This is a genomic window from Micromonospora sp. CNZ296, from assembly GCF_007827635.1.
In genome coordinates this window covers 19,772-43,050 of record NZ_VISW01000034.1, presented here as the reverse complement: position 1 = coordinate 43,050, position 23,279 = coordinate 19,772, and the positions used below count along the sequence as shown (strand labels likewise).

The following is a 23,279-nucleotide window of genomic DNA, read 5'->3' as shown; positions in this document are numbered from 1 at the left end:
TGCTCCTGCCCACCTGCGCCGCCATCATCCACCACGGCGGATCAGGCACCTCCCAGACCGCACTCATCCACGGCGTACCCCAGGTCATCGTGCCGTACAAGCTGTGGTGCAACGGCCCGCGGGCCGAACGCATGGAGCGTGCCGGGGTGGCGGTGTGCGGGGTCGCGGGACGGTCCGCGGCGAGCGAGGTGCGGGCGTTGATCCGATGCGTCCTCGACGAGCCGTCGTTCCGGGCCTGCGCCGGCGACCTGCGCCACGAGATGCTCGCCGCTTCGACGCCGGCAGAGCTGGTACCGGTGCTGCGGCGGCTCGCGCAGACCTGAACCGGCCGCCTCCCTGTCGGCGGCGGCCGGTTCACGGCCGGGCTCAGACCACCCGGACTTCCGGCACATACAGGATCCACTTGCCGCCGGCCTTCCGGAACTCCTGCTCCTTGGCGATGATCTCGTCGGCGTGGTTCCAGGCGAACAACAGCGCATAGTCGGGGTACGGGGCGGCGAACGCATCCCGCGACCGCACCGGGATGTGCGAACCGGGGGTCAGCCGGCCCTGCTTGTTCGGCGTCGTGTCGGAGATGAAGGAGATCAGGTCGGGTCCGATGCCGCAGTAGTTCGTCACCGTCGCGCTCTTCGCGGTCGCGCCGTAGCCGACCACCGTCTGGCCGTTGGCCTTCAACTGCCGCAGCAGCGTGGTCAGTTCCTCCCTGGCCTGCTCCACCCGGCCGACGAACTGCTTCAGCGTACCTTGCCCGGCGAGGTCACGGCCGTGCTCCTCGGCCACCAGCGCGGCGACCCGAGCGGAGGCTGGACGGGCGCCGCGCCGCGCAATCGTGTACCGCACTTCGCCGCCGTGCACTGGCAGCCGCTCGACGTCGACCAGTTCGAACCCGAACCGTGCCGCCATCGCCTGCACCGACACGGCCGAGAAAAAGTAGAAGTGCTCGTCGTAGATCTGGTCGAACGAGGTGCGGTCGACGATCTCGGCGAGGTACGGGTCCTCGAACACGAAGATGCCGTCGGGTGCCAGCAACTCGTCGACGCCGCGGAAGATCGAGTCGAGGTACGGGATGTGGCAGATGGTGTTCGCGGCGTAGATCACCTGCGCCGGCCCGGACGCGGCCCGGATCTGCTGTGCGGAGGACTCCTGGAAGAATTCGGTGGTCACCTGTACGCCGTAGGCGCGGGCGACCGCGGCGACGCTCTGCGAGGGCTCGACGCCCAGGTGCCGGATCCCGGCGTCGGCGATGACCTTCAGCATGACGCCGTCGTTGCAGCCCAACTCGACCAGAAACGCGTCGTCGCCGGTCAGCTCGGTGTCGATGAAGTGCTTGGCGGTCTGCTCGAAGTGCTTGCGCATGGTGGCCGAGCCCGACGACAGGTACGGGTAGTGCCCGTTGAACATCAGGTGCCGCGGAACCTCCTCGATCAGCTGCACCATCGAGCACTGCCCGCACACCCCGACGGCCAGGCGGAAGAAGAACTCGTCGCCGACGTAGTCCGGCTCCAGAAAGCCGCTGGACAGCGGCTGCGGGCCGAAGTCACAGAACTCGCGCAGTTCCCCACCGCACGTCCGACAACTCAACATGACCGGTACCCCATTCTCGTGCGGCTGCTGTCGATCCGGTTACCGTCGGCCAAGGCGCTGGTCGTCAGCTCAACGACGACTGGACGGCGGCTAGCGGGCCGGCCTCCGCCGGTTCCCGGTACTCCTCGGCAAGCAGCGCGGCGGCGAGCTTGCGGTAGAACACCGGCACCGCCGGCTCCTTCGGACTGAGGTGACCGCGTCCGGCAAAACGGGATCCGACGGCCCGCTGCACCTCTTCGAGGCCACGCTGGTCCTCGCCGTTGATCACCGCGGCGTAGGCCTCGTTCCCCTCGCGGATCTGCTGAAGCTGCTCGGCGTCGGTGCCCTCGACGGTCTGACTCGGCGCCAGGATCCCGCCGCGCACCTCGGTCCGGTCGATCGCGGTCGGGATGAAGCTGAGCCAGATCACCGTCTCGCCGGCCGCGGCGAAACTCGTGCAGGGAAAGACCGAGACGTTGTAGACCTGGCGTCGCTCCTGTTCGGTCAGCCGGAGGAACTCCACATCCTGCGGCTCCTTGAACGGCACCGTGAACCGCAGCACCAGGGGTGAATCGTCGCGCACGTCGGTGTCGGAGCCGCCCGGCGTCGACGGCTGGATCGTCTCCGGGTGGAAGCCCATGACGTGATAGTTCTCGTGGACGTTCTCGACGGCGACCTTCCAGTTGCAGTGCCAGTCCTCGACGAACGAACCCACCTGCGTCATGGCGCCCAGCTCGTAATTACCCAGGTCCTCGCCGATGCGGCTCAGGTGGGTGCGCAGCGGCGGTGCGCCGCTGTCGAGGTTGACGAAGACGAAACCCTGCCACTGTTCGACGGCGAACCCGGGAAGCCGGCAGGTGCCGGGGTCGAAGGCGGGGTTCCCCCGCATGTGCGTCGCAGCGATCAGCTGGCCGTCCAGGCCGTAGCGCCACAGGTGGTACGGGCAGGTGAAGTGCTCGGCCCGCCCGGTACCGGCCGCGACGACCGGCATCATCCGGTGCCGGCAGATCGGCGACATCGCGTTGAGTGCGCCGGTGCGGTCGCGGGTCAGCAGCAACGGCTCCCCCGCGATCGTCAGCGCGAGGTAGTCGCCGGGCCCGGCGAGCTGGTCCGCCCGGGCCACCATGATCCACGAGCGGCGGAAGATCCGGTCCAGTTCCAGCTCATACAGCTCGGGCGAGGTGAACGCTCGTGGCGGCAGGCTGATCCACGGCGGCTGCGGCGTCACGTACTCACGTAACTGGTCCAGCAGGGCGTCGAGCTCGCCGCTGCCCCGGTTCGGTGTCGTCATCAGAACCCGACTCTCTTCCCGGTCGTAGGGCTGGAACTCCGGACGATCCCAGGCTGCGCTCGAAACGGACTCGGGCAGCGAGCACGCCGGGCCGGTGCGGGTCTACCGGCTGACGCGAAGGACTCGAGCGGCGCGCCGCACCCTGTGGGCGGCAGTCACCGTGACGGGAGGACGTAGTCCATGGGAGACACAGGCGCGCGAAGCATGATCGATCCGATTTCTGACGAGACCATCCGCCGCTACCGGGAACAGGGCTTCGTCCACGTGCCGGGCGTGCTCGACGCCGACGAGGTGGCCCGGTATGCCGAGGCGGCCGCCCAGCTCCTCGACAGCCACATGGAGATCTGGGACGGCGTCAACGGTGTCGAGGTCAACTACGTCGCGCAGGCCTGGCGCAAGAGCGACACGATCCGGGAACTGGCCCTTCACCCGGCGATCGGTTCGATCGCGCTGCAGCTCGCCGATGGCCCGATGCGGCTGTACACCAGCGAGGTGCTCGCGAAGGAGCCGCACAAGGCGGCGCCGACGCTCGTACACGACGACGAGACCGGGCTGCCGTTGTCGTCGTTGTCGCGGGCCTTGACCGCCTGGGTGGCGCTGTCCGACGTCCCGGTCGAGCGCGGCTGCCTGTCGTACGTGCCCCGTTCGCACCTGCGACCGCCGGAGCACCGGCAGGAGCACATGACGAGTTTCGAGGAGTTCGCCGACATCACCGACATCTGGCCGGAGTTCCCGTGGCAGCCGCGGGTGACCGTGCCACTGCGCGCCGGTGACGTGACGTTTCACCACTGCCGTACCGTGCATCTGGCCGGTAGCAACACGTCCGACGCACGTCGGATGGGCCACGGCATCGTGTACGTCAATGCTGACGCCACCTACCGCCCCGGCGTCCAGGACGGGCACATGGCGGGATTCGAGCCCGGCCAGCCGCTGGACGACGAGGGATTCCCGCTCATCACCCTGTAGCGCGGAGGGAGGAGAGGTAGCGGGCCAGGGCTACGCGATGGTAGCCCGGCCCGAAACCCAACGCCGTCACCTCCGGTACGAGCGTGCGCAGCTTGGCGATCGACGGGCAGTGCGACACTGTCGAGTCGAGGAGCACCCGCTCGGCCGTCACGCCGAGATGCCGCTCCAGCACGTCGATCACGGCCGCGATCTCAGCGCAGTCGCCCGACGCCACGTTGACGACCTCGTCGGTGACGCCGGTGGCGAGCAGCCGGTCGACGACCGTCATCCAGTCCTCGACGTGGACGATGTCGCGCCGGGCGCCTGGTTGGACCGTGACGCGTCCGGCGCGAAGCTGCCGGATGATGGCGGGCACGAGCCGGAACTCCGGTTCTCCGGGACCGAGCACGTACCCGAGGCGCAGGATCAGGTACGGAACGCCGCAGTCGCGGATCATCCCTTCCAGATCCAGCTTGTGCCGTCCGTACGGGAGGGCCGGCTCGACGGGGTCGTCTTCGCGTCCCTGGCAACCCGGCCCGCCGTACATGCTGACGGTCGAGAAGAACACCAACTGCCGGCCGTCGCGCACACAGTCCCGGAGTGTGTCGGCCACCAGCCGAGCCTCACGCTCGTGCTCGGCGTCCGGCAGCGGGTGCCTCGGTACCCCGGCAGCGAGCACGGTGACGCCGGGGTACGCGTCCGCGAGCGGCCGCAGATGCCGGGCGAGGAAACCGCTGCCGATCAGACGCATCGGGTCGGCACCGGTCACCGGACCTGGGCGAGGCGGTCATTGACCAGGTCGCCTAGCTGATTCAGCGTCCGCACCTCGGCCACCTCCTCCTCGGGCAGCGAGATACCGAACCGCCGTTCGACGGCGCTCGACGCTTCGAGCAACGCGAGGGAGTCGTAGCCCAGGTCGGCCAGCGGGACCTCGCCGAGGTCTTCGGCGGCCGCGTCGACGGGCTCCGCTGCGCCGGCGCAGGTGGCCAGGATGGTCATCAGATCGGGAACGCTCAATCGGACGGATTGACTCATCAGTTTTCCTTTCGTGGGGCACGTACAACCAGTGCGCTGTTGAAGCCCTGCCGGCCGCGGGCCAGCACCAGGGCAACCGACGCCGTCAGGGGCCGGGGGGCCTCGACCAGGTCGAGGGCGTAGTCCGCGACGACGTTCACGGTCGGCGGGATGACCTTGTCGCGCAGCGAGAGCAGCGCGGTCGCCACGTCGAGCGGGCCGGCGCCGGAGTACAGGCGACCGGTCATCGTCTTGGGCGCGGTGACCGGGACGCCACGCGGGCCGAAGAGGTCGACGATCACCTCGGCCTCCGCCCGGTCGGCGTCCGCGTCGCCGGCTGCGTCGGCGAAGACCACGCCGACCTCGTCCGGGCCGACCCCGGCGTCGGCGAGGGCCGCCCGCACGGCACGCCCGAGGTTGCCCGGACGACCCGAGCCCGGTGAGGGATCGAACGTGGCGGCGTACCCGGCGATCTCGCCGTAGACGTGGGCACCACGCTCGCGGGCACAGTCGCCGTCCTCGACGGTGAGGATGGCGCCGCCCTCGCCGGGCACGTGGCCGTTCGCCCTGCGGTCGAAGGGAAGGTAGGCATGGCGCGGGTCGTCGGCGGTGGACAGCATGCCGCTGGAGATCAGCGCGGCCAGCCCGTACGGGGACAGCGCGGAGTCCATCCCGCCGGTGAGCACGAGCGGCGCGCCCTTTCGGACGGAGCGGCGGGCGTGCGCGATGGCGTCGAGACCACCGGCCTGGTCGGCGACGAGTACACCGATCGGGCCGCGCATGTCGTGCCGGATCGAGATCTGGCCGGAGTTGACGGCGTAGAACCAGGCAAACGACTGGTAGACGCTGACGTGGCTCGGTCCGTCGGCGCACAGGTGCTCGAGCTCCTTCTGTCCGAACGCGAATCCGCCCGACGCGCTCGCGGTCGACACGCCGAGGTCGGTCGCGGCCAGCGCCGACCGGTCGATGTCGGCGTCGGCGACCGCCCAGTCCGCGGCGGCCAGCGCGAACCTGGTCATGCGATCGGTCTGCGGCAGCAGCCGGCTGGGCAGGTGGTTCCCGGCGTCGAAGCCGGTGACCACGCCGCCGAGGCGGCTCGGGTAGTCCTCGACGTCGAACAGGTCGATTCTCCCGATCGCGCTGCGGCCCCGCAGGGTCGCCGCCCAGTAATCCCCGGCACCGACGCCGTTGGGCGCGACGACGCCGAGCCCTGTCACCACGGCGGTGCTCATGCTGCCACCGCCTCGGGCGCGGAGAGCACCATCGCGCTTTGGAATCCGCCGAAGCCGCTGCCCACGGTCAGCACTGTGGAGAGCCTGCGCTGCCTGGCCTCGCGTGGCACGTAGTCCAGGTCCAGCTCCGCGTCGGGGTGGTGGAGGTTGGCCGTCGGTGGCACGACGTCGAACTCGATCGCCATCGCGCTGGCGGCGACCTCGATCGCTCCGACGGCGCCGAGCGAGTGTCCGATGACCGGCTTGATGGAGCTGATCGGCACGTCGTAGGCGTGCATGCCGAGGCCCCGCTTGAGCGCCTGGGTCTCGTGGCGGTCGTTCTGTCTGGTCGCGGTGCCGTGCGCATTGACGTAGTCGACGGCGGTGGCCGGGATGCGGGCGGTGTCGAGGGCGGCGCGGATCGCCGCGGCCATCTCCTGCCCGTCGGGCCGCAGGCCGGTCATGTGGAAGGCGTTGCCACGGGAGGCGTACCCGCGGATCTCGGCGTAGATGTGCGCGTCGCGGCGGCGCGCGCTCTGCAGTTCCTCCAAGACCAGGACCGCCGAGCCCTCGCCGAGCACGAACCCGTTACGCGTACGGTCGAACGGCCGCGCGGCGGTGCCTGGATCGTCGTTGGTGTTGGACGTGGCCTTGATGGCGTCGAAGCAGGCAACCGTGATCGGCGCGATCGGCGCGTCGGTGGCGCCGGCGATCATCATGTCGACCGATCCGTCGCGGATGAGGTCCCAGGCGTGTCCCACCGCGTCGATGCCGGAGGTGCACCCGGCCGACACGACGGCGTTGGGTCCTTCCGCGCCGGCGGCCCAGGCCACCTCGGCCGCCATCGAGCTGGGCACGAAGTAGTCGTACAGGTCGGGGCCGGCGAGCCGGTGGTCGACGAGCCAGTCGCGCCCTTCGTGGCTGACCGCGCGGTAGCGCTCCTCCAACCGCAGCGTGGCGCCAACGGCGGTACCGAGACTCACCCCGACCCGGTGCGCGTCGTCGCGGTCGACGACGAGGCCGCTGTCGCTCATCGCCTCCCGCGTGGCGGTGAGCGCGAACAGAGCGGCCCGGTCCAAGCGCCCGATGTCGTGCTCGCTGAAGCCGTACTGGAACGGATCGAAGTCACACTCGGCAGCGATCCGCGACCGGAAGCCGGTGGAGTCGAAGGCGGTGATCAGGCGGGTCATCGGGGTGCCCGCCACGATGCGTTCCCAGAAGGCCTTCGCTCCCAACCCGCCGGGCGCGACGACGCCGATCCCGGTGATGACGACCCGACGTTGACTCACGCAGACTCCCCCGCTCTTGCGGACCTGCTCATTGGTGCCGGTCTCCTACGATCGACGATGGAGTCGCGGGCTCGAGCCGAGGTCGAGCGTGTCTGGAGCGGGTGTCTCTCTCAGCCCGCTGCCGTTGGCCGGTTCGCTGCCGTGAGTCGTTCGAGGAGAGCTACGACCTCGCTCGGCGCGGGCATGGCGAGCGCCTCCGATCGCAGGCGTCGGGCCGCCGCCGCGATCCCCCGATCGTGAAGCGCCTGACCGACCAGGTCCCGCAGCCCGGTCAGGTCGTTGGCGTACAGGCCGGCACCGGCCCCGGCGAGACGGCGTGCCTTCAGACCGGTGTCCCACAGCATGTCCGGCACGACGACCTGCGGAACGCCGTGCACCAGCGCGGTCTGGAAGGATCCCGCCCCACCGTGCGACACGACCGCCGAGCACAGCGGCAGCAACACGTCCAGCGGCACGAAGTCCACGACCCGCACCCCGTCGGCCTCGACGTCGTCGAGGGTGGCGATCACCTCGACGCCGAGGTCCGCGACACCCTGGAGGATCCGGCCGACGGAGAGCCGATCGGTGCCCCACACCTCGCGATGCGCCATGCCCAGCGTGATGCACACGCGTGCGGTGCCGGCCTCCAGCTCGCCGATCCAGTCCGGCACGACGGAGGCGCCGTTGTAGGGCACGTACCGCACACCGACGCGCGGCAGTCCGGTATCCAGCGCGAGCGAGGACGGAACCGGGTCGAGGGTCCACTGACCGACCACAAGGTCCTCGGTGAACCCGGATCCGAACCGGCCGAGCCACTCGGCGAGAGGGTCCTCGCGCAGGATCGCGGGACGGGCCGCGAGAGCCGCGAGGTAGTGCCGGCGCAGGTTGCCGAGGACGTCGAGGCCGAACAGGAAGCGGGCGTGCGCGGCACCGCACGACTTTGCGGCGATCGCGCCGGCGAAGTACATCGGATCCCAGATCACCAGGTCGGGGTGCCAGTGCGCGGTGAAGGCGACGAGTTCGTCGAGCGCCCGGCGCGGCATGGTGTTCTGCAGGACGACGTTCGTCCAGGCGGTCAGGGTGCCGTGGAGATAGTCGTAGGTCAGCGACTCGGTGCGGGTTTCGCTGATGTCGAAGGTGTCGAGCCACGACCCGGCCTCGCCGTCGGCGGGTGGGCGTTCCTCCTCGCGGGCCTCCGCGTCGCGAACGTGCTGCGCGACGTCGAGCATGTCGCCAACCGGCACGGCGGTCAGCCCTGCACCGAGGATGTCCTCGGTCGCGTCGGGTTGGGTCGCCATGCAGACCTCGTGCCCTGCGGCACGCAGCGCCCAGGCGAGCGGCACCTGATTGTTGACGTGGGAACTGGACGGAAACGGCGTGAACAGCACTCGCATGCGCGCACCATGCGGCCGCACGCTCGACGTGACGCTGAGCGACGCTGGAGCCGGTCAGGCCTCCAGGGGCTCCCGGATCGGCGGATCGGAGAGTCCCGCGATCTCCAGGATCCGGGCCGCCGACTTCCTGGTGCTGGCGACCGGTCCCAGCGGCGGGGCCTCGGCTGCCAGGCGGCGCCGCGTCCGGTCGTACACGTCCAGGCGCGGCGTCGACTTCATGGCGTTGCCGAGAGTCGTCGCGTGCGGGCCGGGTTCCAGCATCGTGACCCGGACCCCGAAGTCGCGGCTCTCGTCGGCCAGGGCCTCGCTGAGGGCCTTCAGGGCGGCCTTGCCGGCGCCGTAGAGACCGTAGCCGCCCCGCCCCTCACCGGCTCCCTTCGATGTCACCTGGAACAGGTGACCGGCGCCACGGGCGCGCAGCCGCGGCAGCACCGCCTGCGACACCCACAGCGCGCCGAGGAAATTCACGGCGAGGTGATCATGCACCTGCTCCTCGGTGTACTCCTCGACCATTCCGGCGAGCAGCTCGCCGGCGTTGTTCAACACGACATCGAGGCCGCCGAGCTGGGCGACCGCGCGATCCACCGCGCCGAACACCGCCGCTCGGTCGGACACGTCGGTCGGCAGGGCGAGCAGCCGACCCGGATACTTCCGGTCGAGCGCGGCCAAGGAGGTCACGTCGCGAGCCAGGCCGGCTACCCGGTCACCGGCTTCGAGGGCCTCCTCGGTCACCGCCCGGCCCAACCCGCGCGATGCGCCCGTGACGAGCCAGACGCGTTCCTCGTGTCGTGTCACATGACGACCCTGTCACACGCGGCCGGTGCCGCGCTCGCACCGCGCTCGACGACGACGGCCACGGCCCTCAGGGGAGGTCGTCGCGGGTGACCCGACGGTGCCGCACCAGCAACTCGTCGCCCGCGGCAACGAGTTCGTCCTCGCACACGCACATGATGTCCAACCGCGGCTTACCGCCCTGCGGCGTCACCACGACCTGCGTGTAGCTGCGCACGAAGAGCACACCGTCGGCGCGCGGCTCAACCGCCGCCATCGTCAGCAGGTGCCTGACCTGCTCGCCCTTGTCCGCGAGCGCTGCGGCGGCGCTACGCACGCCCGCCTCCAGCGCTTGGCGGCCACGGATCGGCTCGGGCGCCGACGGCGGGACGAACACGCCGTCCGGAGTGAACATGGCGGCCCACTCGGCCGCCTCGCCGGCATCGAGCAGGTGCATGTGCCGGGCGTAGAAGTCTTGGACCCGGGCGTACGTGGGGGTCGTACCCGCGGTCTGATCGGTGTCCAGCGGCATGGAGTCCTCCATCGGCTTTCTCGGCTTCCGCTCGACGGTGCCCGGTACACATCGAACTTCCCTGGTTCCGGCCGCAAGCGACGCTCGACCGCCGTTCCGGCCGCCGCGCGCAGCATCGAGGCCATCCGACTGACGCGACCGCGGAGGTGCTGTGTGCGGCTGATCGACCTATCCTCAGCGATCGACGCATCGTCTGCCGAGCCCGACCCGGTGGTGCACAAGATGCTCACCCCGCGCGAGGGCGCCGAACACATGTGCGCCGAGATGCGCAAGCACTTCGGTATCGACTTCGACCCGCACGAGCTGCCCGACGGCGAGTTCCTGTCCCTCGACCGCCTCTCGCTGACCAGTCACACCGGCACACACGTCGATGCGCCGTCGCACTACGGTTCCCGTACCACGTACGGCGACGGGACGCCGAGGCACATCGACAGCATGCCGCTGGACTGGTTCTTCCGGCCCGGCATGGTCCTCGACCTCACCGACGCCGGGACGGGCGTGATCGACGCGGCCCGCATCGAGAAGGAGTTCGCGCGCATCGGCCGGCGTCCCGACCCGATGGACATCGTGCTGCTGCACACCGGTGCCGACGCCCGGGCGGGTACCCCGGAATACTTCACCCGGTTCGCGGGCCTCGACGGGCCCGCCACCCGGCTGCTGCTCGACCTGGGGGTGCGCGTCATCGGCACCGACGCGTTCAGCCTGGACGCGCCGTTCGGCGACATCATCGACCGCTACCGCAGGACCGGTGACCGGTCGGTGCTGTGGCCGGCGCACATGGTCGGGCGCGAGCGCGAGTACTGCCAGATCGAGCGCCTGGCCAATCTGGGCGAGCTACCCGCGCCGTACGGCTTCCGGGTCGCGTGCTTCCCCATCCGCATCGCCGGCGCCGGTGCCGGCTGGACGCGCGCCGTCGCGTTGATCGACGACTGAGGACCGAGGTGGACCAGTGAAGGGCATCATCCTTGCCGGCGGCTCCGGAACCCGGCTGCGACCGCTGACGCTGGCCGTGTCGAAGCAGTTGCTGCCGGTCGGTGACAAGCCGATGATCTACTACCCGCTGTCGGTGCTCATGCTCGCAGGCATCACCGAGATCCTGCTCATCTCGACCCCCGCCGACCTCGTGCAGTTCCGGCGGCTGCTGGGTGACGGCGCGCATCTCGGGCTCCGGTTGAGCTACGCCGAGCAGCCGCACCCGGGCGGCATCGCCGAGGCGTTCCTGATCGGCGCCGACCACATCGGTGACGACGAGGTCGCCCTCGTGCTGGGCGACAACATCTTCCACGGGCTGCGCTTCTCCGACCTGTTGCTGGAGACTGCGCGCGAGGTGGACGGCTGCGTCCTCTTCGGCTACCCGGTACACGATCCGGAGCGCTACGGCGTGGCCGAGACCGACGGGGACGGCCGACTCGTGTCCATCGCGGAGAAGCCGGCGAAGCCACGCTCCAACCGGGCCGTCACCGGGCTCTACTTCTACGACAACGACGTCGTCAACATTGCCAAGAACATCGGACCGTCGCCGCGCGGCGAGTTGGAGATCTCGGGCGTCAACCAGGTCTACCTCGAACGCGGGCGGGCCCGGCTGGTCGACCTCGGCCGGGGCTTCGCCTGGCTGGACACCGGTACGCCGGAGTCGCTGCTCCAGGCGAGCCTCTACGTCGGCACGCTGGAGGCCCGGCAGGGCGTGCGGATCGCCTGCATCGAGGAGGTGGCGCTGCGGATGGGGTTGATCGACGCCGCCGCCTGTCACCGGCTGGGCGAGGCGATGGCTGGTTCGAGCTACGGCCGTTACGTGATGGACATCGCGGGTGAGCTGGCCTGAGCACGCCTGAGCCGGCCCGTTCCCGGGCCGGCTCCGCCAGGCGTCAGGACGGAGCCGGTCAGCGACCCAGTCGCCGGTAGCGCTCCTCCGTCGCGTCCTTCTGCGGCTTCCACCACCACCCGTTGCGGCGGTACCAGTCGATCGTGCCGGCCAGGCCGGCGGAGAGATCGGCGTACCGGGGCTTCCAGCCCAGCTCGGTCCGCAGCTTGTCGCTGTCGTTGGCATAGCGCGCGTCGTGCCCGGGGCGGTCCGTGACCAAGTCGAAGTCGTCCGCGGGCCGGCCCATCAACTCGAGGATCAGGCGCACGATCTGTCGGTTGTCGCATTCCTGCCCGGAGCCGACGAGGTAGGTCTCACCCATCCGGCCGGACCGCAGGATCGCGTCTATCGCCGTGTTGTGGTCGTCGACGTGGGTCCATTCCCGGACGTTGTCGCCCCGCCCGTAGACCTTCGGCCGGTCACCGGCGAGGACGTTGGTGATCTGCCGGGGGATGAACTTCTCGACGTGCTGGTAGGGACCGTAGTTGTTCGCGCAGTTCGAGATGGTGGCTCGCACCCCGTAGGAGCGCACCCAGGCGCGCACGAGCATGTCGGAGCCGGCCTTCGTGGCCGCGTAGGGGCTGGAGGGGTCGTAGCGGCTCAACTCGGTGAACCGCTCGTCGGAGTCCAGCGGGAGATCACCGAAGACCTCGTCGGTGGAGATGTGGTGTAGCCGCCGATCGTAGCGGCGTACCGCCTCGAGCAGGTTGAACGTGCCAACCAGATTCGTCTGCACGAACGGCGCCGGATCCAGCAGCGAGTTGTCGACGTGGGATTCGGCCGCGAAGTGCACGACGGTGTCGCTGGCCGCGACCAGCCGATCCAGCACTTCGGCGTCACGGACGTCGCCGTGCACGAACTCGATGTGATCGAGGATCGGCCGGAGGGAGCTGCGGTTCCCTGCGTAGGTGAGCGCGTCCAGCAAGATGATCCGGTATCCGGGATGACATCGGCGGACGTGGTGCGCGAAGTTCGCGCCGATGAAGCCCGCTCCGCCGGTGATCAGCATGGTCGTCATACGGGCACGCTAACGATCCCGGCCGCGACATCACTGGAACGCCGATGGACGCATCGTCCGCCCGCTCTTGAGCCTTCCTTGAGCCGGTGCCGCCAGGCTTCGGCGACCGAGTCCGCCACCCCCGAGGAGCACCGTGACACGTCGCCTCTTCACCTCCGAGTCGGTGACCGAAGGCCACCCGGACAAGATCGCCGACCAGATCAGCGACGCCGTCCTCGACGCCCTGCTCGCGCAGGATCCCCAAAGCCGCGTGGCGGTGGAGACGCTGATCACGACAGGTCAGGTCCACGTCGCCGGTGAGGTGACCACGCGGGCCTACGCGGACATCCCCCAGATCGTCCGGGACACCATCCTGAACATCGGGTACGACTCGTCGCGGAAGGGCTTCGACGGGCTGTCCTGCGGCGTGAACCTCTCCATCGGCGCGCAGTCGCCCGACATCGCACGCGGCGTGGACCGGGCGATCGAGCGGGTGGCCGGCGGCTCGGTGCACGCCCTCGACACCCAGGGCGCCGGCGACCAGGGGATGATGTTCGGCTACGCCTGCTCGGAGACACCCGAGTTGATGCCGCTGCCGATCGCGCTGGCGCACCGGCTGGCCCGCCGGCTCGCCGCCGCGCGCAAGGATCGGACGATCCCCTACCTGCGGCCCGACGGCAAGACCCAGGTCACCATCGAGTACGACGGCTCGCGCCCGGCCCGCCTGCACACGGTGGTGGTGTCGTCCCAGCACGCCGCGGACATCTCACTCGATTCACTGCTGGCCCCGGACGTGCGCGAACACGTGATCGAGCCGGAGCTGACCGGCCTGGGCGTGGACGTCGAGGACTACCGGCTGCTGGTGAACCCGACGGGTAGATTCGAGATCGGCGGGCCGATGGGCGACGCAGGCCTGACCGGCCGCAAGATCATCGCCGACACCTACGGCGGATACGCTCGCCACGGCGGTGGCGCGTTCTCCGGCAAGGACCCCTCCAAGGTGGACCGCTCGGGGGCGTACGCGATGCGCTGGGTCGCCAAGAACGTGGTGGCGGCCGGCCTGGCCGAGCGTTGCGAGACGCAGGTCGCGTACGCGATCGGCAAGGCGCGCCCGGTGAGCTTCCTCGTGGACACGTTCGGTACCGAGAACGTCCCGACGCACCGGATCGAGCGGGCGATCGACGAGGTGTTCGACCTGCGGCCGGCCGCGATTATCCGCGACCTGCGCCTGCTCCGCCCGATCTACCGGCAGACCACCGTCTATGGCCACTTCGGCCGGGAACTGCCCGATCTGCTGTGGGAGAACACCGATCGCGCACAGGACCTCAAGGACGCCGCGGCCTGAACAGAACGGCGGGAAAGCCTGCCACGCTTCCTCGGACAGCGCGCGCGTCATGACCATCCGCGTGCTGGTCGCTGACGACCAGGACATCGTCAGAGCAGGGCTCTGCATGATCCTGAACGCCCAACCGGGCATCGCCGTCGTCGGCGACGCCGCCGACGGCCGCCGGGCGATCTCCATGGCCCGTTCGCTGCGTCCCGACGTGTGCCTGCTGGACATCCGCATGCCCGAGGTCGACGGGATCGAAGCCACCCGCCAGCTCGCCGGAGCCGACGTCGCCGATCCTCTGGCCGTCGTCGTCATCACCACCTTCGACCTCGACGAGTACGTCTACGGCGCGCTCAAGGCAGGCGCCCGAGGCTTCCTCCTCAAGGACGCCGGCGCCGAGATGCTCACCCAGGCCATCCATGCCGCCGCCCGCGGCGACGCCCTGATCGCACCGAACATCACCGCGAGGCTCCTGTCCTCCTTCGCGAACAGCCGCCCGCGCTCGGTGCCACCTGAACCTGTCGAGCCGCTGACCGCTCGCGAGGAACAGGTCCTGCTGGCTGCCGCTCGCGGGCGGACCAACAGCGAGATCGGCGATGAGCTGTCCATCAGCCTCAGCACCGTCAAGACCCACATCGCCGCCCTGATGCGCAAGCTCAACGCCCGCAACCGCGTCGAGATCGTGATATGGGCCTACGAGACACGCCGCGTCGGCACCTGATCGGCCCCCGCAGGCTCGAGGTGCGGAAACCAACGCTGACCACTTCGGTCTTCCTGGGAGGTCTCCGGTCGGATCAGCCGTCAGCGCTCCGCCGCCATGCAAGCGCTGGCGATCCGACAGGGCCGTCGCTCACTGCCCGAGAGGGCGGTAGCGAAGGTGTACGACGCCGTTTCGGAATCGGCGCTCATCGAGGAGCTCAAGGTCGACGCGCATGCCGGTCGGCAGGCCCGGCTTACCCCCGCCGACGACCACGGGCCAAACGAACAGCTGGCACTCGTCGACCAGCCCGGCCTCAAGAGCCTGCGCCGCGAGGTTTGCACCTCCAACGGTGAGATCGCTGCTGGCCGTGGCCTTCAGTTCGTGTACCGCCTCGGGGTCGAAGCGGCGTTCGAGTCGGGTGTCTGCGGTCGACACCGCCGCGAGGGTCGTGGAGTACACGACCTTTCTCGCTGCCTGCCAGGCGCTTGCGAAGTCGGCCATGAGGTCGGACTGCGCGGCCAGAGCGGCGTCGGTCTCCCAGACGGCCATCGCCTCGTACAGCCGCCGCCCGTAGAGGAACGTGCCCACGAAACGCAGGAGATCGGTGTAGACAACGAATAGTTCGTCGTCCATCGGCAACCAGGCGAACGCGCCGCGTTCGTCCTCCATGTAGCCGTCAAGCGACACGTTATTCACATAAATCAGCTTTGCCATGCCCCTACCTCTCGATGATCAACCGCAACAGCCTGGACACTCATCAGCGTGGTACCGCCTGAAGCCGGGCCACCGGCTCCTCCGGCACAGCGAGCGCCCGGAGCCCGCATACAGAGCCCGGCCCGCGGTCGGCGCGCTGACCGCGGGCCAGGTGGCAAGGTCGATCGGCCACCCGCAAGTTGTCGAAGACCGCGTGCATCACCTGCGCCGGTGCCAGCCCCAGCAGCGCGGCCCGGCCCGCGAAGTAGCCGTCCCAGTAGTCGCGCATACCGAGGGCCAGGAACGCCTCGTTCGGCACCTCGGAGAAGGTCACGGTGGCAATGGGCCGACGAGATCGAGCATGCAGTGGACCTTGACGCACGGGCGCATCACCCATCACCTCCTGTGACCGCGACAGCACCCTCGTAGGCTGTCCCTCACACTGACTACGAACGCCCCTGCCCGAATCCGACAGCCGCTGCCCTACCTGTCAGGCTTCCCGCGTCCGCCACCCTGCAAGCCAAGCGGGCCCGACGACCCCACCTACCCGGCGAGGATGCACGCCGAGCCCAGGCCGTGGCCCAGCACAGGGCCAAAGCACGGTAACTGGTGCCCCGGCTGGCGTCGACCAGCACACGAGGCCACCGACCTGACCGCAGACCACCCGCGGGCAGTCGGCCGGGGCGGAGGCGAACGCCAACCCCTCGCCGTCCTCTGCGTCTGTACGGTTCCCACACTCAGGGTGACGTCGCGCTAAGTGCGAATGCGGCGCGACCGATCGTCGTACAGGCGCCAGCCGGCGGCGGTCATCGAGACGGCGAAGAACACGGCGAAGAACAACGTCTTCGGGTCCGCGGTGATCTTCAGGTGGGCGAGGCCAGAGGGTGCGCCCGGGATCTCCTCCTGGCTGACCACGTTGATTGTGGCCCAAAGGTCGCCGTGGGCGATAGCGCTGCACATCTTCCACGTGAGCACGAACGGCACTCTGCCGCCCGGCATGGTGTCGCCAGCTGCTTCGACGACTTCCCCGTACGTCAGCCGGCGCACGGCGGTCTTCGGATCGACACCTCTCCGCCGCGCGATTTGTTGCTCTATGCGGGCCTCCGCGGGTTTGCGTCCCTCCGGCGCACCGAGCAGTTCCCTGACCGCCTCGCCGCCCTTGATGTCCAGAGCAGCGAAGCGCAACCGCCGGCGGACTCGCTCGGCCCGGTCGTCCGGCGCGAGCAGCCATACCGCAGCGCTTGCGTTCTCCAAGGCGGCTCGGGCCAGCGAGTACGGGGCGTACATGTGCATGACGTGCGCGTCTTTCAGGACGGTGCGCAGGCAGTGCAGGTGGTCGACGGCGTGCGAGAGGGCCTGCCAGGCAGCCTGGCTGAGCTGGTACGGATGCATCTCCTTGTTGTCGCGGCTCAGCGTGCTGCGCTCCTGGGGGCGTTCGTGCGGCCCGGCAGGGTCCATGCGCTTCAGCCAGGGATCGATGCGGTCGAGGTGCCGGAACATCTCGGCGGACGGTGGCCCGCTACTGCCGGGCGATGGTGCGGGCCGAGTCGCCGGACGCATCGGCGGCGATCATGGGGCGGGCCACCGCGGTTACTCAGCGACACGACAACCGACTGGAGCCTGAGGTCGCTGGCACACCCTCTAGAGCGTCCTAGGACGTGGTCTCCTCGTTCATGCATGTGGAGCCGTCTTTCATCAGCCATCCTGCGATGGTGTTGTAGTCCGCATCGGTGAGGCCATGGCGTGGGTTGACACGATGCAGGAGCGCGGGAGAGCTGTGGTTCGCGGCCACCCAGGACCGGTCGGCGTCGGTAATCTCGTCGTCGACCCAGACGAACCGGCGTCCCGCGGCCCATTCGACGAGGTGGCGGGTCTTCCAGTGCAGCCGACCGTCGTCGTCATCTTCGTCCGGCCAGTCGACGATGGGCAGCTGAGGCAGACCGAGCCGCGGCGCGAGTACCTCGTTCGCTTCGGCCATCCAGGTCGTGGCCCAGACCATGTCGCACGGCAACGCGGCCAGGCGACGGCCGTGTTCAGGGCTGAGTCCGGCCAGCAACGGGTTGGGTTCGTCGTCCATCTGAAGCGGAACCTGTCAAGTCAAGTGAGACGTTTTCGTGGTCAGGTGTTCTGTAGTTCGGTGGGTTGAGCTGTGGGTTTGTTGATCCAGACGGTGTCGGGCAGGGCTGGGGGTCGGGGGCGGCGGGTGAACCGGTCGGGGTGGGCCCGCCAAGCGGCGTCGAGAATGCGTTGCCGCTGGTCGTGCACGTCGCTGGCGGTGCCGTAGTGCACCGAGGCGGGGGTGTGCAGACCGATACCTGAGTGGCGGTGCTCGTGGTTGTAGTAGGTGAAGAACTCGGTGCAGAACTCGCGGGCATGGTGCAGGGAGGCGAACCGGTCGGGGAACGCGGGGCAGTACTTCAACGTCTTGAACTGTGCTTCGGAGTACGGATTGTCGTTTGACACCCGGGGCCGGGAGTACGAGCGGGTGACGTCCAGGTCGGCGAGGAGTTCGGCGACGGGTTTGGAGGTCATCGACGAGCCGCGGTCGGCGTGCAAGATTTCGGGTCGGGCCTGGTTGCGGGTGATGGCGTCATCGATCACCTCGCGGGCGAGCATCGAGTCCTCGCCGGTGGCGACGTGCCAGCCGACGACGTACCGGGAGTACACGTCGATGATCACGTACAGGTGGTAGAACACGCCCCGCACCGTGGTTTTCAGGCGGGTGATGTCCCACGACCACACCTGCGACGGCCCGGTCGCGGCCAGCTGCGGAATCGTGCGTGGCGGGTGGGTGGCCTGCCTGCGGCGTTCCCGGCTCTCGCCCGCCTGGCGCAGGATCCGGTACATCGTGGACTGCGAGCACCAGTACATACCCTGGTCGAGTTCACGGGCCCATACCTGCGCCACGGACATCTCCGCGTACTCATCCCGGTGCAACACATCCAGCACCTGCTGGCGTTCGGCTGGGGTCAGCGTCGACGGCGGCGGTGTTTTCGGCCGCAGTGGTCGGGACACCACGGGCGGCTGCTGACGCCGGTAGTGCGTGGCGCGGGACCGGCCGGTCAACCGACACGCCCCGGCCACACCCAGCAGCGGCACCAACTTGTCGAACGCCTCACTCAGCGCCGGCGTGGCCGCGTCGGGGTGTCCTCCGCGCTCTCGGACAGTGTTTCCAAGAGCGCGTGCGCTTTTCCCATGATCTCCAGGGCGGCCTTCGTCCGCGCCAGATCCGCTTCCAGACGTTCGTTACGCCGCCGCAACCGCTCCAACTCGGCCGCTTCCGCGCTACGGCGCCGGTTTTCACCCACCGGGCTCTTACGGGCGCCCAACGCGGTCAACGCCCCGGCGTCCCGCGCGGCACGCCACTCCAGGATGTGGGAGTGGTACAGGCCCTCCCGACGCAGGATCGCCGCCCCCTCACCCGTAGCCTTCGCCGCGTCGTACTCCGCCACAATCTGCAGCTTGTACTCCGCGGTGAACGCCCGCCGCTTCGGCCGTCCGCCCTGCTCACCAGGCGTGTTGGGTAGTGTCACGATGATCCTCTTCCTGTCTCCCGTCGAGCCTAGCTCGCTCGGGAAGGCTGTCTTATCTCAGCCTGGCAGACAGGGAAGCGCGGCGCCGGCGAACGGCAGGAGTGTTCCGTCCACGTCCAGGAACAACAGCGGACGCGTACCGATCCCGTGTGCGGCGAGGCGGCGTACGCTCGCCTCACCGAAGTCCTCATCCGGCCAGATCTGGTCCGCGGCCCAGTCCAGCCACTGGTGCGGCGGCTCGTCAGCCTGGAAGTACGCGATCCGCGCCGCCTGGTCCATGGGGGCGGACTCCCACCAGTGCCACCAGAGCATCAGGTGCCATTCTCCGTAGCCCATGCGCCAGCCGATGCTGTACCGCTCGATCTCCGGGTGCGCTCGCCATGGCGGTAGAACCCGGCTGTGAGTGTCAAGCTGTTCGCGCACCGCGGCGTCGAGAAGTTCGCGGGTCCGTTCGTCCACTAATTAACGCTCCTTCACGGTCCGGCAGCTCAACCCGGCTCCACCCCATGGTGGGGGTCATTGCTTGTCCGACGTCCGCGAGGGCCAGGTCGCGATTCAGCAGCTCTCACGAGTTGGTCGCGGCAGCCAGGCATGGGCGCGCCAACGGCTGCCCACCCCACGTGAGCACATACGCGGTCACGCGGGTCGCCCGTTCTGTTCCCGTAGCCAGTAGGCGGCGGTTTCGCGGACGTCTTCGTTTGGGTCGTTGAGCGCCTCGCTGATCACGTTCGCGTGCCGGTAAGACTCCTTGCGCCAGCCACGCAGGGAAAGGATCGCCAGCCGTCGCACGGTGGCGTCCGGGTCCTGGCTGACCGTCTGTCCGAATAGCGGAAGGACCTGCCTCGCGACGGCGGCACCGAGACGCCATTCGCCGAGCACGCACACCGCGTGCCGGCGGATGACGACGTACGGCGAGGCCAGTCCGCGGATCGCTTCGTCGACCTCGCCGACGGTGATGTCGCAGTACCCCCGCCCTGGCTTGAGCTCCTCGGCCAGCGCCGGCACATACGCCGGCCGGCGCTCGATGACGTCCTGCAAGGGCCGGTAGTCCAACCGCCGTGCGATGACCGCCTGGTTGCGGAAGCTGGTGTACGGGGCGGCGACGGCGGTGATCACAACCTCCTGCGGAAGACGGTGGATCTGGTCGAGCACGAGATCGAGGCGGCCCAGCCGCGCCAGCGCACGGCCCGCCCACGACTGGTCCGGTCCTTCCCGCTCGGTCAGCGCCTCGTGCAGTGCCCGCAGGACGCCGCCGTCGGGTTGGCCGATGTCGGCTAGCAGCTTGGCGGCCCGCCACGCCCGGTCCTTGGCAGAGAGCAGGGGGATCAAGGCGGGAAACGCGGCCAGCCCGAGATCACGCAGCGCCACCTGGGCGTCCTCGCCGCTGATCGGGCCGTCAAACGCGTCCAGCCGGGCGACGTAGTACGCGGCGCGTCCGGCCTCCGGTAGTGCGGCGACCCGGGCCATCACGACCGCCCGCTGGTCGTACTCAGGGATGTGCCGGCTCACCTCACGTTCGGTGAGGACGCGTTTGATCAGCGTCTCGTGGTACTCGTCGTCGAGCAGCAGCACCACGAAGTCCCGGTCGGTGACGCCGCTGGTGCGAAGTGCGACCCTGGCTCGCTTACACACGCGCACGAGCATCGACAGGTACCGGCGGAACGTCGCCTCCCACTGCCGGGTCGTCCCTCGGCAGGCCTCCGCGGCCAGCTGCCGTTCCCAATCCCGGGTCAGGCCCTCGGCGAGCCACTCGTCGTCGTAGTGGTCCCAGTCGGCGGCGTTCCACCGCACATCCGTCTGCTCCTCGGCGGGAAGCTGCGCCAACGCTTCGACACTGTTCATCGCGAGGCTGGGCAGGGTGATCTGGCCATCGGTCTCGCGGTAGATCCGGTCCAACGCCGCGGCGTAGAACCGCTCGTCAGGATGTTCGGCGATGGTCGACCGGACGGCTTGCACCAGGGCGTCTACCAGCACGCGCTCGAAGCTCGCCCAGTCCAAGCCCACCGCCACCCCGCTATCCTGCCCGAAACGGCCGCTCCCCTCCCCGATGGCTGCCCCGCCAATCCCGTCCGGCCCGAGAACCGCCCGGGCCGAACCCGATGTTGGTAGCGCCCTGGCCTGGTCTTGCATCGCTCGGGATGCGGGCAGTAGGCGCGCGTGGAGTCAGTTAGCCGTTGGTCTTGGTGGCTGCGGGGACGCGGCCAAGGGCGCGGTCTTTGTGTCGGTAGGTCACGATGGCGACGACGACACCAATACCGCGTCAGAACGGCCCACTACCAGTGAAGACTCTGGCTCCACCAGGTGCGGCTGGAGTACTGAGCGGTTCAGCACCAGAACGCCTGACCCCCTGGTCGAATTGCGATGATTTTGCGGTCACCCGCGCGGCGCTCGGTCCACAGGAGCGTCGCGACGCTGAGCTGCACGGCTCGGCGGAGCGGGGATGATGCCGTCAGTACGAGTCGCGGCCGCCGCAGTCGCAGTCGCAGGCTTGGATTTGCGGCGGTGGAGCGTGAGAGTCATGACCAGCACGACCAGCGCTCCGACGATCAGCCCGAGGATCGCGCTGGCCACCGTGTTGACGAGCCAGCCGACGAGCCCGCCGAGAACACCCGTGGCGTCGTGGGCGGCCACCTCCACGTGGTGCACGGCCTCGTACAGGAAGTGCAGGTTCAGCTCGTTCGTGCCCAGCAGCAGGATGTGCCCGCCCACCCACAGCATCGCCGCGGTGCCGACCACCGTCAGCACGGTGAGGACTACCGGCATCGCCCTCACCAGACCGCGGCCGAACGTGGCGACGGCGCCGGAACGTTGCGACAGGCGCAGTCCGGCGTCGTCCATCTTTACGATCAGGGCCACCACGCCGTATACCAGGACGGTTATGACGACGGCGACGACAGCCAGGATCGCCAGGCGGGACCAGAACGCCTCATCGATCACCTCGTTCAGGGTGATGACCATGATCTCCGCCGAGAGGATCAGGTCGGTCCGTACCGCCCCGGACACCAGTGTCGTCTCGTCCTGCACCTTCTCCTCGCCCGCGCCGTGGGCATCGTGATGGGCGATCTTGGCCCACACCTTCTCCGCGCCTTCGTAACAGAGGTAGGCGCCGCCGAGCATGAGGATCGGAGTGAGCAGCCAGGGCACGAACTGACTGAGCAGCAGCACCGCCGGCAGGATGATGAAGAACTTGTTGCGCAGCGACCCCAGGGCAATGCGCTTGATAATCGGCAACTCACGCTCGGCCGCCAGGCTCCGTACGTACTGCGGCGTGACGGCAGCATCGTCGACGACGACGCCCGCAGCCTTGGCGCCGGCCTTCGCGGCGGCCGCCCCGATGTCATCGATCGACGCGGCAGCGGCTCGGGCCAGCACCGCCACGTCATCCAGCAGGGCTACGAGTCCACCGGCCAAGGGAGGGGTCCTTCCAGGGTTGCGCAGAGTTCGAACTGGCCCATTCTCGCTCAGGTCCTTGCGCGCGGCACGCCACCGCCCGGGTCTTATATCGGGCGAGAGCTCGACCCAGTACGTGGCCGTAGAAGTACCTGCGTGTACTTCTGCCTCCAGTTCGCGGGTAAGGCCGTGTTCGGCGAGCAGTTCGGCGAGGTCTCCGGCGGCGAGTTCGTTGCCGGCGTCCAGGCGTTTGCGGTGCAGGCCGATGGCCTCCTCGATGCGACCGTGTTCGGCGAGCAACTTGGCCACACTTGCGGCAGCGCCCACCGCCGCCCCGACGGCGCTCGAAGGACCCACAATCGCCGGGTGCGACGCCAAACTGGCGCGCTACCGGGCGGCGCTCGACGCCGACGCCGACCCAGGCGTCGTTGCCGGCTGGATCGCCGAGACCCAGGCAGAACGCGAACACGCCGAACGGCACCAGCACACGCCAGCCGAAGAGAAGACCAACGCCCCTGCCCGCTACAGCGAGGAGCAGATCATCGCCGTCGTCGAGGAACTCGGAGACCTCGTGGCCGCCCTACGGAACGCACAGCCGGAACACAAACTGGAGGTCTACCGCAGCCCGTTACAAGATCATCCGTTGCTTCAGGCTCCGCCGGAGGCGGATCGCAGAGAAGAGACTCTGTGGCGGCCTGAGGTCTACGACTAACGGTCAAGCTCGGGTTGGCGCCCGCGCGTCACGACGTGCGGGCGAAGTAGCGGTCCTGCGCTACGGACTGCCCC

The 23,279-nt window shown here is 69.1% G+C and carries 26 protein-coding genes; 7 read left to right on the top strand and 19 right to left on the bottom strand.

The window, feature by feature from the left end; translation table 11 throughout:
* Positions 1 to 323 (top strand): nucleotide disphospho-sugar-binding domain-containing protein (locus tag FB455_RS32495; protein WP_486481630.1); only part of this gene is annotated, 323 nt, incomplete at its 5' end.
* Between the two features lie 43 nt (positions 324 to 366).
* Here FB455_RS32495 and FB455_RS32490 read toward each other — a convergent pair.
* Positions 367 to 1,584 (bottom strand): class I SAM-dependent methyltransferase, encoded by a 1,218-nt coding sequence (locus FB455_RS32490; protein WP_013287160.1) that lies wholly within the window; start codon positions 1,582 to 1,584, stop codon positions 367 to 369.
* Between the two features lie 64 nt (positions 1,585 to 1,648).
* Positions 1,649 to 2,854: an aromatic ring-hydroxylating oxygenase subunit alpha gene (locus tag FB455_RS32485; protein ID WP_036311887.1), complete on the bottom strand. Its 1,206-nt coding sequence runs from the start codon at positions 2,852 to 2,854 to the stop codon at positions 1,649 to 1,651.
* Between the two features lie 204 nt (positions 2,855 to 3,058).
* On the opposite strand from FB455_RS32485, the gene FB455_RS32480 reads away from it, so the two are divergent.
* The gene (locus FB455_RS32480) at positions 3,059 to 3,820 is read left to right on the top strand and encodes a phytanoyl-CoA dioxygenase family protein (protein ID WP_232236803.1); all 762 of its coding nucleotides are present in this window, start codon (positions 3,059 to 3,061) and stop codon (positions 3,818 to 3,820) included.
* Here FB455_RS32480 and FB455_RS32475 read toward each other — a convergent pair.
* From FB455_RS32475 to FB455_RS32445, 7 genes are all read right to left on the bottom strand, one after another.
* Positions 3,810 to 4,550, bottom strand: coding sequence for an NAD-dependent epimerase/dehydratase family protein (locus FB455_RS32475; RefSeq protein ID WP_030275177.1), 741 nt, complete (start codon positions 4,548 to 4,550; stop codon positions 3,810 to 3,812). The genes FB455_RS32480 and FB455_RS32475 overlap by 11 nt on opposite strands.
* 14 nt (positions 4,551 to 4,564) lie before the next feature.
* On the bottom strand, positions 4,565 to 4,834 hold the full coding sequence (locus FB455_RS32470) for an acyl carrier protein (RefSeq protein WP_030275178.1): 270 nt from the start codon (positions 4,832 to 4,834) through the stop codon (positions 4,565 to 4,567).
* Entirely contained in the window at positions 4,834 to 6,045 is a 1,212-nt protein-coding gene (locus FB455_RS32465; RefSeq protein WP_030275180.1) for a ketosynthase chain-length factor, read from the bottom strand. Before FB455_RS32465 ends, FB455_RS32470 begins: the two co-directional genes overlap by 1 nt.
* Positions 6,042 to 7,313, bottom strand: a complete 1,272-nt coding sequence (locus tag FB455_RS32460) for a beta-ketoacyl-[acyl-carrier-protein] synthase family protein (protein ID WP_145755727.1) — start codon at positions 7,311 to 7,313, stop codon at positions 6,042 to 6,044. The genes FB455_RS32465 and FB455_RS32460 overlap by 4 nt, the downstream gene beginning before the upstream one ends.
* Positions 7,314 to 7,423: 110 nt before the next feature.
* Positions 7,424 to 8,686, bottom strand: a complete 1,263-nt coding sequence (locus FB455_RS32455; RefSeq protein ID WP_145755726.1) for an activator-dependent family glycosyltransferase — start codon at positions 8,684 to 8,686, stop codon at positions 7,424 to 7,426.
* Positions 8,687 to 8,740: 54 nt separating this feature from the next.
* Positions 8,741 to 9,481, bottom strand: a complete 741-nt coding sequence (locus FB455_RS32450; protein ID WP_145755725.1) for an SDR family NAD(P)-dependent oxidoreductase — start codon at positions 9,479 to 9,481, stop codon at positions 8,741 to 8,743.
* Positions 9,482 to 9,548: 67 nt separating this feature from the next.
* Entirely contained in the window at positions 9,549 to 9,989 is a 441-nt protein-coding gene (locus tag FB455_RS32445; RefSeq protein ID WP_145755724.1) for a nuclear transport factor 2 family protein, read from the bottom strand.
* A 153-nt stretch (positions 9,990 to 10,142) separates the two neighbouring features.
* On the opposite strand from FB455_RS32445, the gene FB455_RS32440 reads away from it, so the two are divergent.
* Together FB455_RS32440 and rfbA are read left to right on the top strand one after the other, a co-directional pair.
* Positions 10,143 to 10,922: a cyclase family protein gene (locus FB455_RS32440; RefSeq protein WP_145755723.1), complete on the top strand. Its 780-nt coding sequence runs from the start codon at positions 10,143 to 10,145 to the stop codon at positions 10,920 to 10,922.
* 16 nt (positions 10,923 to 10,938) lie between these two features.
* The gene (gene rfbA / locus FB455_RS32435; protein ID WP_013287171.1) at positions 10,939 to 11,811 is read left to right on the top strand and encodes a glucose-1-phosphate thymidylyltransferase RfbA; all 873 of its coding nucleotides are present in this window, start codon (positions 10,939 to 10,941) and stop codon (positions 11,809 to 11,811) included.
* Between the two features lie 58 nt (positions 11,812 to 11,869).
* Here the strand turns inward: rfbA and rfbB are convergent, their stop codons facing one another.
* Positions 11,870 to 12,859: a dTDP-glucose 4,6-dehydratase gene (gene rfbB / locus FB455_RS32430; protein WP_013287172.1), complete on the bottom strand. Its 990-nt coding sequence runs from the start codon at positions 12,857 to 12,859 to the stop codon at positions 11,870 to 11,872.
* A 142-nt stretch (positions 12,860 to 13,001) separates the two neighbouring features.
* Here rfbB and metK point away from each other — a divergent pair, with 142 nt between their 5' ends.
* Both metK and FB455_RS32420 read left to right on the top strand, forming a co-directional pair.
* Positions 13,002 to 14,192 carry a methionine adenosyltransferase gene (gene metK, locus FB455_RS32425; protein ID WP_114920778.1) on the top strand — a complete coding sequence of 397 codons (1,191 nt, stop codon included), beginning with the start codon at positions 13,002 to 13,004 and terminating at the stop codon, positions 14,190 to 14,192.
* Positions 14,193 to 14,241: 49 nt separating this feature from the next.
* Positions 14,242 to 14,898: a response regulator gene (locus tag FB455_RS32420; protein WP_047892984.1), complete on the top strand. Its 657-nt coding sequence runs from the start codon at positions 14,242 to 14,244 to the stop codon at positions 14,896 to 14,898.
* Between the two features lie 129 nt (positions 14,899 to 15,027).
* Here FB455_RS32420 and FB455_RS32415 read toward each other — a convergent pair whose 3' ends face one another.
* The 9 genes from FB455_RS32415 to FB455_RS32375 all read right to left on the bottom strand — a co-directional run bounded on the left by FB455_RS32415 (position 15,028) and on the right by FB455_RS32375 (position 22,793).
* Positions 15,028 to 15,591: a dihydrofolate reductase family protein gene (locus FB455_RS32415; protein ID WP_030275190.1), complete on the bottom strand. Its 564-nt coding sequence runs from the start codon at positions 15,589 to 15,591 to the stop codon at positions 15,028 to 15,030.
* 43 nt (positions 15,592 to 15,634) lie between these two features.
* Positions 15,635 to 15,904 carry a helix-turn-helix domain-containing protein gene (locus FB455_RS32410; protein ID WP_232236806.1) on the bottom strand — a complete coding sequence of 90 codons (270 nt, stop codon included), beginning with the start codon at positions 15,902 to 15,904 and terminating at the stop codon, positions 15,635 to 15,637.
* A 419-nt stretch (positions 15,905 to 16,323) separates the two neighbouring features.
* Positions 16,324 to 17,070 carry a hypothetical protein gene (locus tag FB455_RS34480; protein ID WP_030275191.1) on the bottom strand — a complete coding sequence of 249 codons (747 nt, stop codon included), beginning with the start codon at positions 17,068 to 17,070 and terminating at the stop codon, positions 16,324 to 16,326.
* 151 nt (positions 17,071 to 17,221) lie between these two features.
* Complete coding sequence (locus tag FB455_RS32400) at positions 17,222 to 17,647, bottom strand: HAD domain-containing protein (protein ID WP_486481629.1); 426 nt, start codon at positions 17,645 to 17,647, stop codon at positions 17,222 to 17,224.
* Positions 17,648 to 17,688: 41 nt separating this feature from the next.
* On the bottom strand, positions 17,689 to 18,693 hold the full coding sequence (locus tag FB455_RS32395; protein ID WP_145755722.1) for an IS3 family transposase: 1,005 nt from the start codon (positions 18,691 to 18,693) through the stop codon (positions 17,689 to 17,691).
* Positions 18,690 to 19,103 (bottom strand): transposase, encoded by a 414-nt coding sequence (locus tag FB455_RS32390; RefSeq protein ID WP_013285038.1) that lies wholly within the window; start codon positions 19,101 to 19,103, stop codon positions 18,690 to 18,692. Before FB455_RS32390 ends, FB455_RS32395 begins: the two co-directional genes overlap by 4 nt.
* 57 nt (positions 19,104 to 19,160) lie before the next feature.
* Positions 19,161 to 19,439, bottom strand: coding sequence for a hypothetical protein (locus FB455_RS32385; RefSeq protein ID WP_486481628.1), 279 nt, complete (start codon positions 19,437 to 19,439; stop codon positions 19,161 to 19,163).
* A 300-nt stretch (positions 19,440 to 19,739) separates the two neighbouring features.
* Complete coding sequence (locus tag FB455_RS32380) at positions 19,740 to 21,113, bottom strand: DUF4303 domain-containing protein (RefSeq protein WP_145755720.1); 1,374 nt, start codon at positions 21,111 to 21,113, stop codon at positions 19,740 to 19,742.
* Positions 21,114 to 21,476: 363 nt separating this feature from the next.
* Positions 21,477 to 22,793, bottom strand: coding sequence for a DUF808 domain-containing protein (locus FB455_RS32375; RefSeq protein ID WP_255367934.1), 1,317 nt, complete (start codon positions 22,791 to 22,793; stop codon positions 21,477 to 21,479).
* Here FB455_RS32375 and FB455_RS32370 point away from each other — a divergent pair.
* Positions 22,759 to 23,205, top strand: a complete 447-nt coding sequence (locus FB455_RS32370; RefSeq protein ID WP_030275198.1) for a hypothetical protein — start codon at positions 22,759 to 22,761, stop codon at positions 23,203 to 23,205. The two genes, FB455_RS32375 and FB455_RS32370, sit on opposite strands and share 35 nt — an antisense overlap.
* Positions 23,206 to 23,279 lie beyond the last annotated feature (74 nt).

What these genes read in the sequence shown, in the direction of transcription:
- FB455_RS32490 (WP_013287160.1), bottom strand. Translation starts at nt 1,584, where the DNA reads ATGTTGAGTTGTCGGACGTGCGGTGGGGAACTGCGCGAGTTCTGTGAC.
- FB455_RS32420 (WP_047892984.1), top strand. Translation starts at nt 14,242, where the DNA reads ATGACCATCCGCGTGCTGGTCGCTGACGACCAGGACATCGTCAGAGCA.
- FB455_RS32415 (WP_030275190.1), bottom strand. Translation starts at nt 15,591, where the DNA reads ATGGCAAAGCTGATTTATGTGAATAACGTGTCGCTTGACGGCTACATG.
- FB455_RS32445 (WP_145755724.1), bottom strand. Translation starts at nt 9,989, where the DNA reads ATGCCGCTGGACACCGATCAGACCGCGGGTACGACCCCCACGTACGCC.
- FB455_RS32455 (WP_145755726.1), bottom strand. Translation starts at nt 8,686, where the DNA reads ATGCGAGTGCTGTTCACGCCGTTTCCGTCCAGTTCCCACGTCAACAAT.
- FB455_RS32470 (WP_030275178.1), bottom strand. Translation starts at nt 4,834, where the DNA reads ATGAGTCAATCCGTCCGATTGAGCGTTCCCGATCTGATGACCATCCTG.
- FB455_RS34480 (WP_030275191.1), bottom strand. Translation starts at nt 17,070, where the DNA reads ATGTTCCGGCACCTCGACCGCATCGATCCCTGGCTGAAGCGCATGGAC.
- FB455_RS32465 (WP_030275180.1), bottom strand. Translation starts at nt 6,045, where the DNA reads ATGAGCACCGCCGTGGTGACAGGGCTCGGCGTCGTCGCGCCCAACGGC.
- FB455_RS32370 (WP_030275198.1), top strand. Translation starts at nt 22,759, where the DNA reads ATGGCCTCCTCGATGCGACCGTGTTCGGCGAGCAACTTGGCCACACTT.
- FB455_RS32475 (WP_030275177.1), bottom strand. Translation starts at nt 4,550, where the DNA reads ATGCGTCTGATCGGCAGCGGTTTCCTCGCCCGGCATCTGCGGCCGCTC.
- FB455_RS32385 (WP_486481628.1), bottom strand. Translation starts at nt 19,439, where the DNA reads ATGGGCTACGGAGAATGGCACCTGATGCTCTGGTGGCACTGGTGGGAG.
- FB455_RS32480 (WP_232236803.1), top strand. Translation starts at nt 3,059, where the DNA reads ATGATCGATCCGATTTCTGACGAGACCATCCGCCGCTACCGGGAACAG.
- rfbB (WP_013287172.1), bottom strand. Translation starts at nt 12,859, where the DNA reads ATGCTGATCACCGGCGGAGCGGGCTTCATCGGCGCGAACTTCGCGCAC.
- FB455_RS32400 (WP_486481629.1), bottom strand. Translation starts at nt 17,647, where the DNA reads ATGGACGACGAACCCAACCCGTTGCTGGCCGGACTCAGCCCTGAACAC.
- FB455_RS32485 (WP_036311887.1), bottom strand. Translation starts at nt 2,854, where the DNA reads ATGACGACACCGAACCGGGGCAGCGGCGAGCTCGACGCCCTGCTGGAC.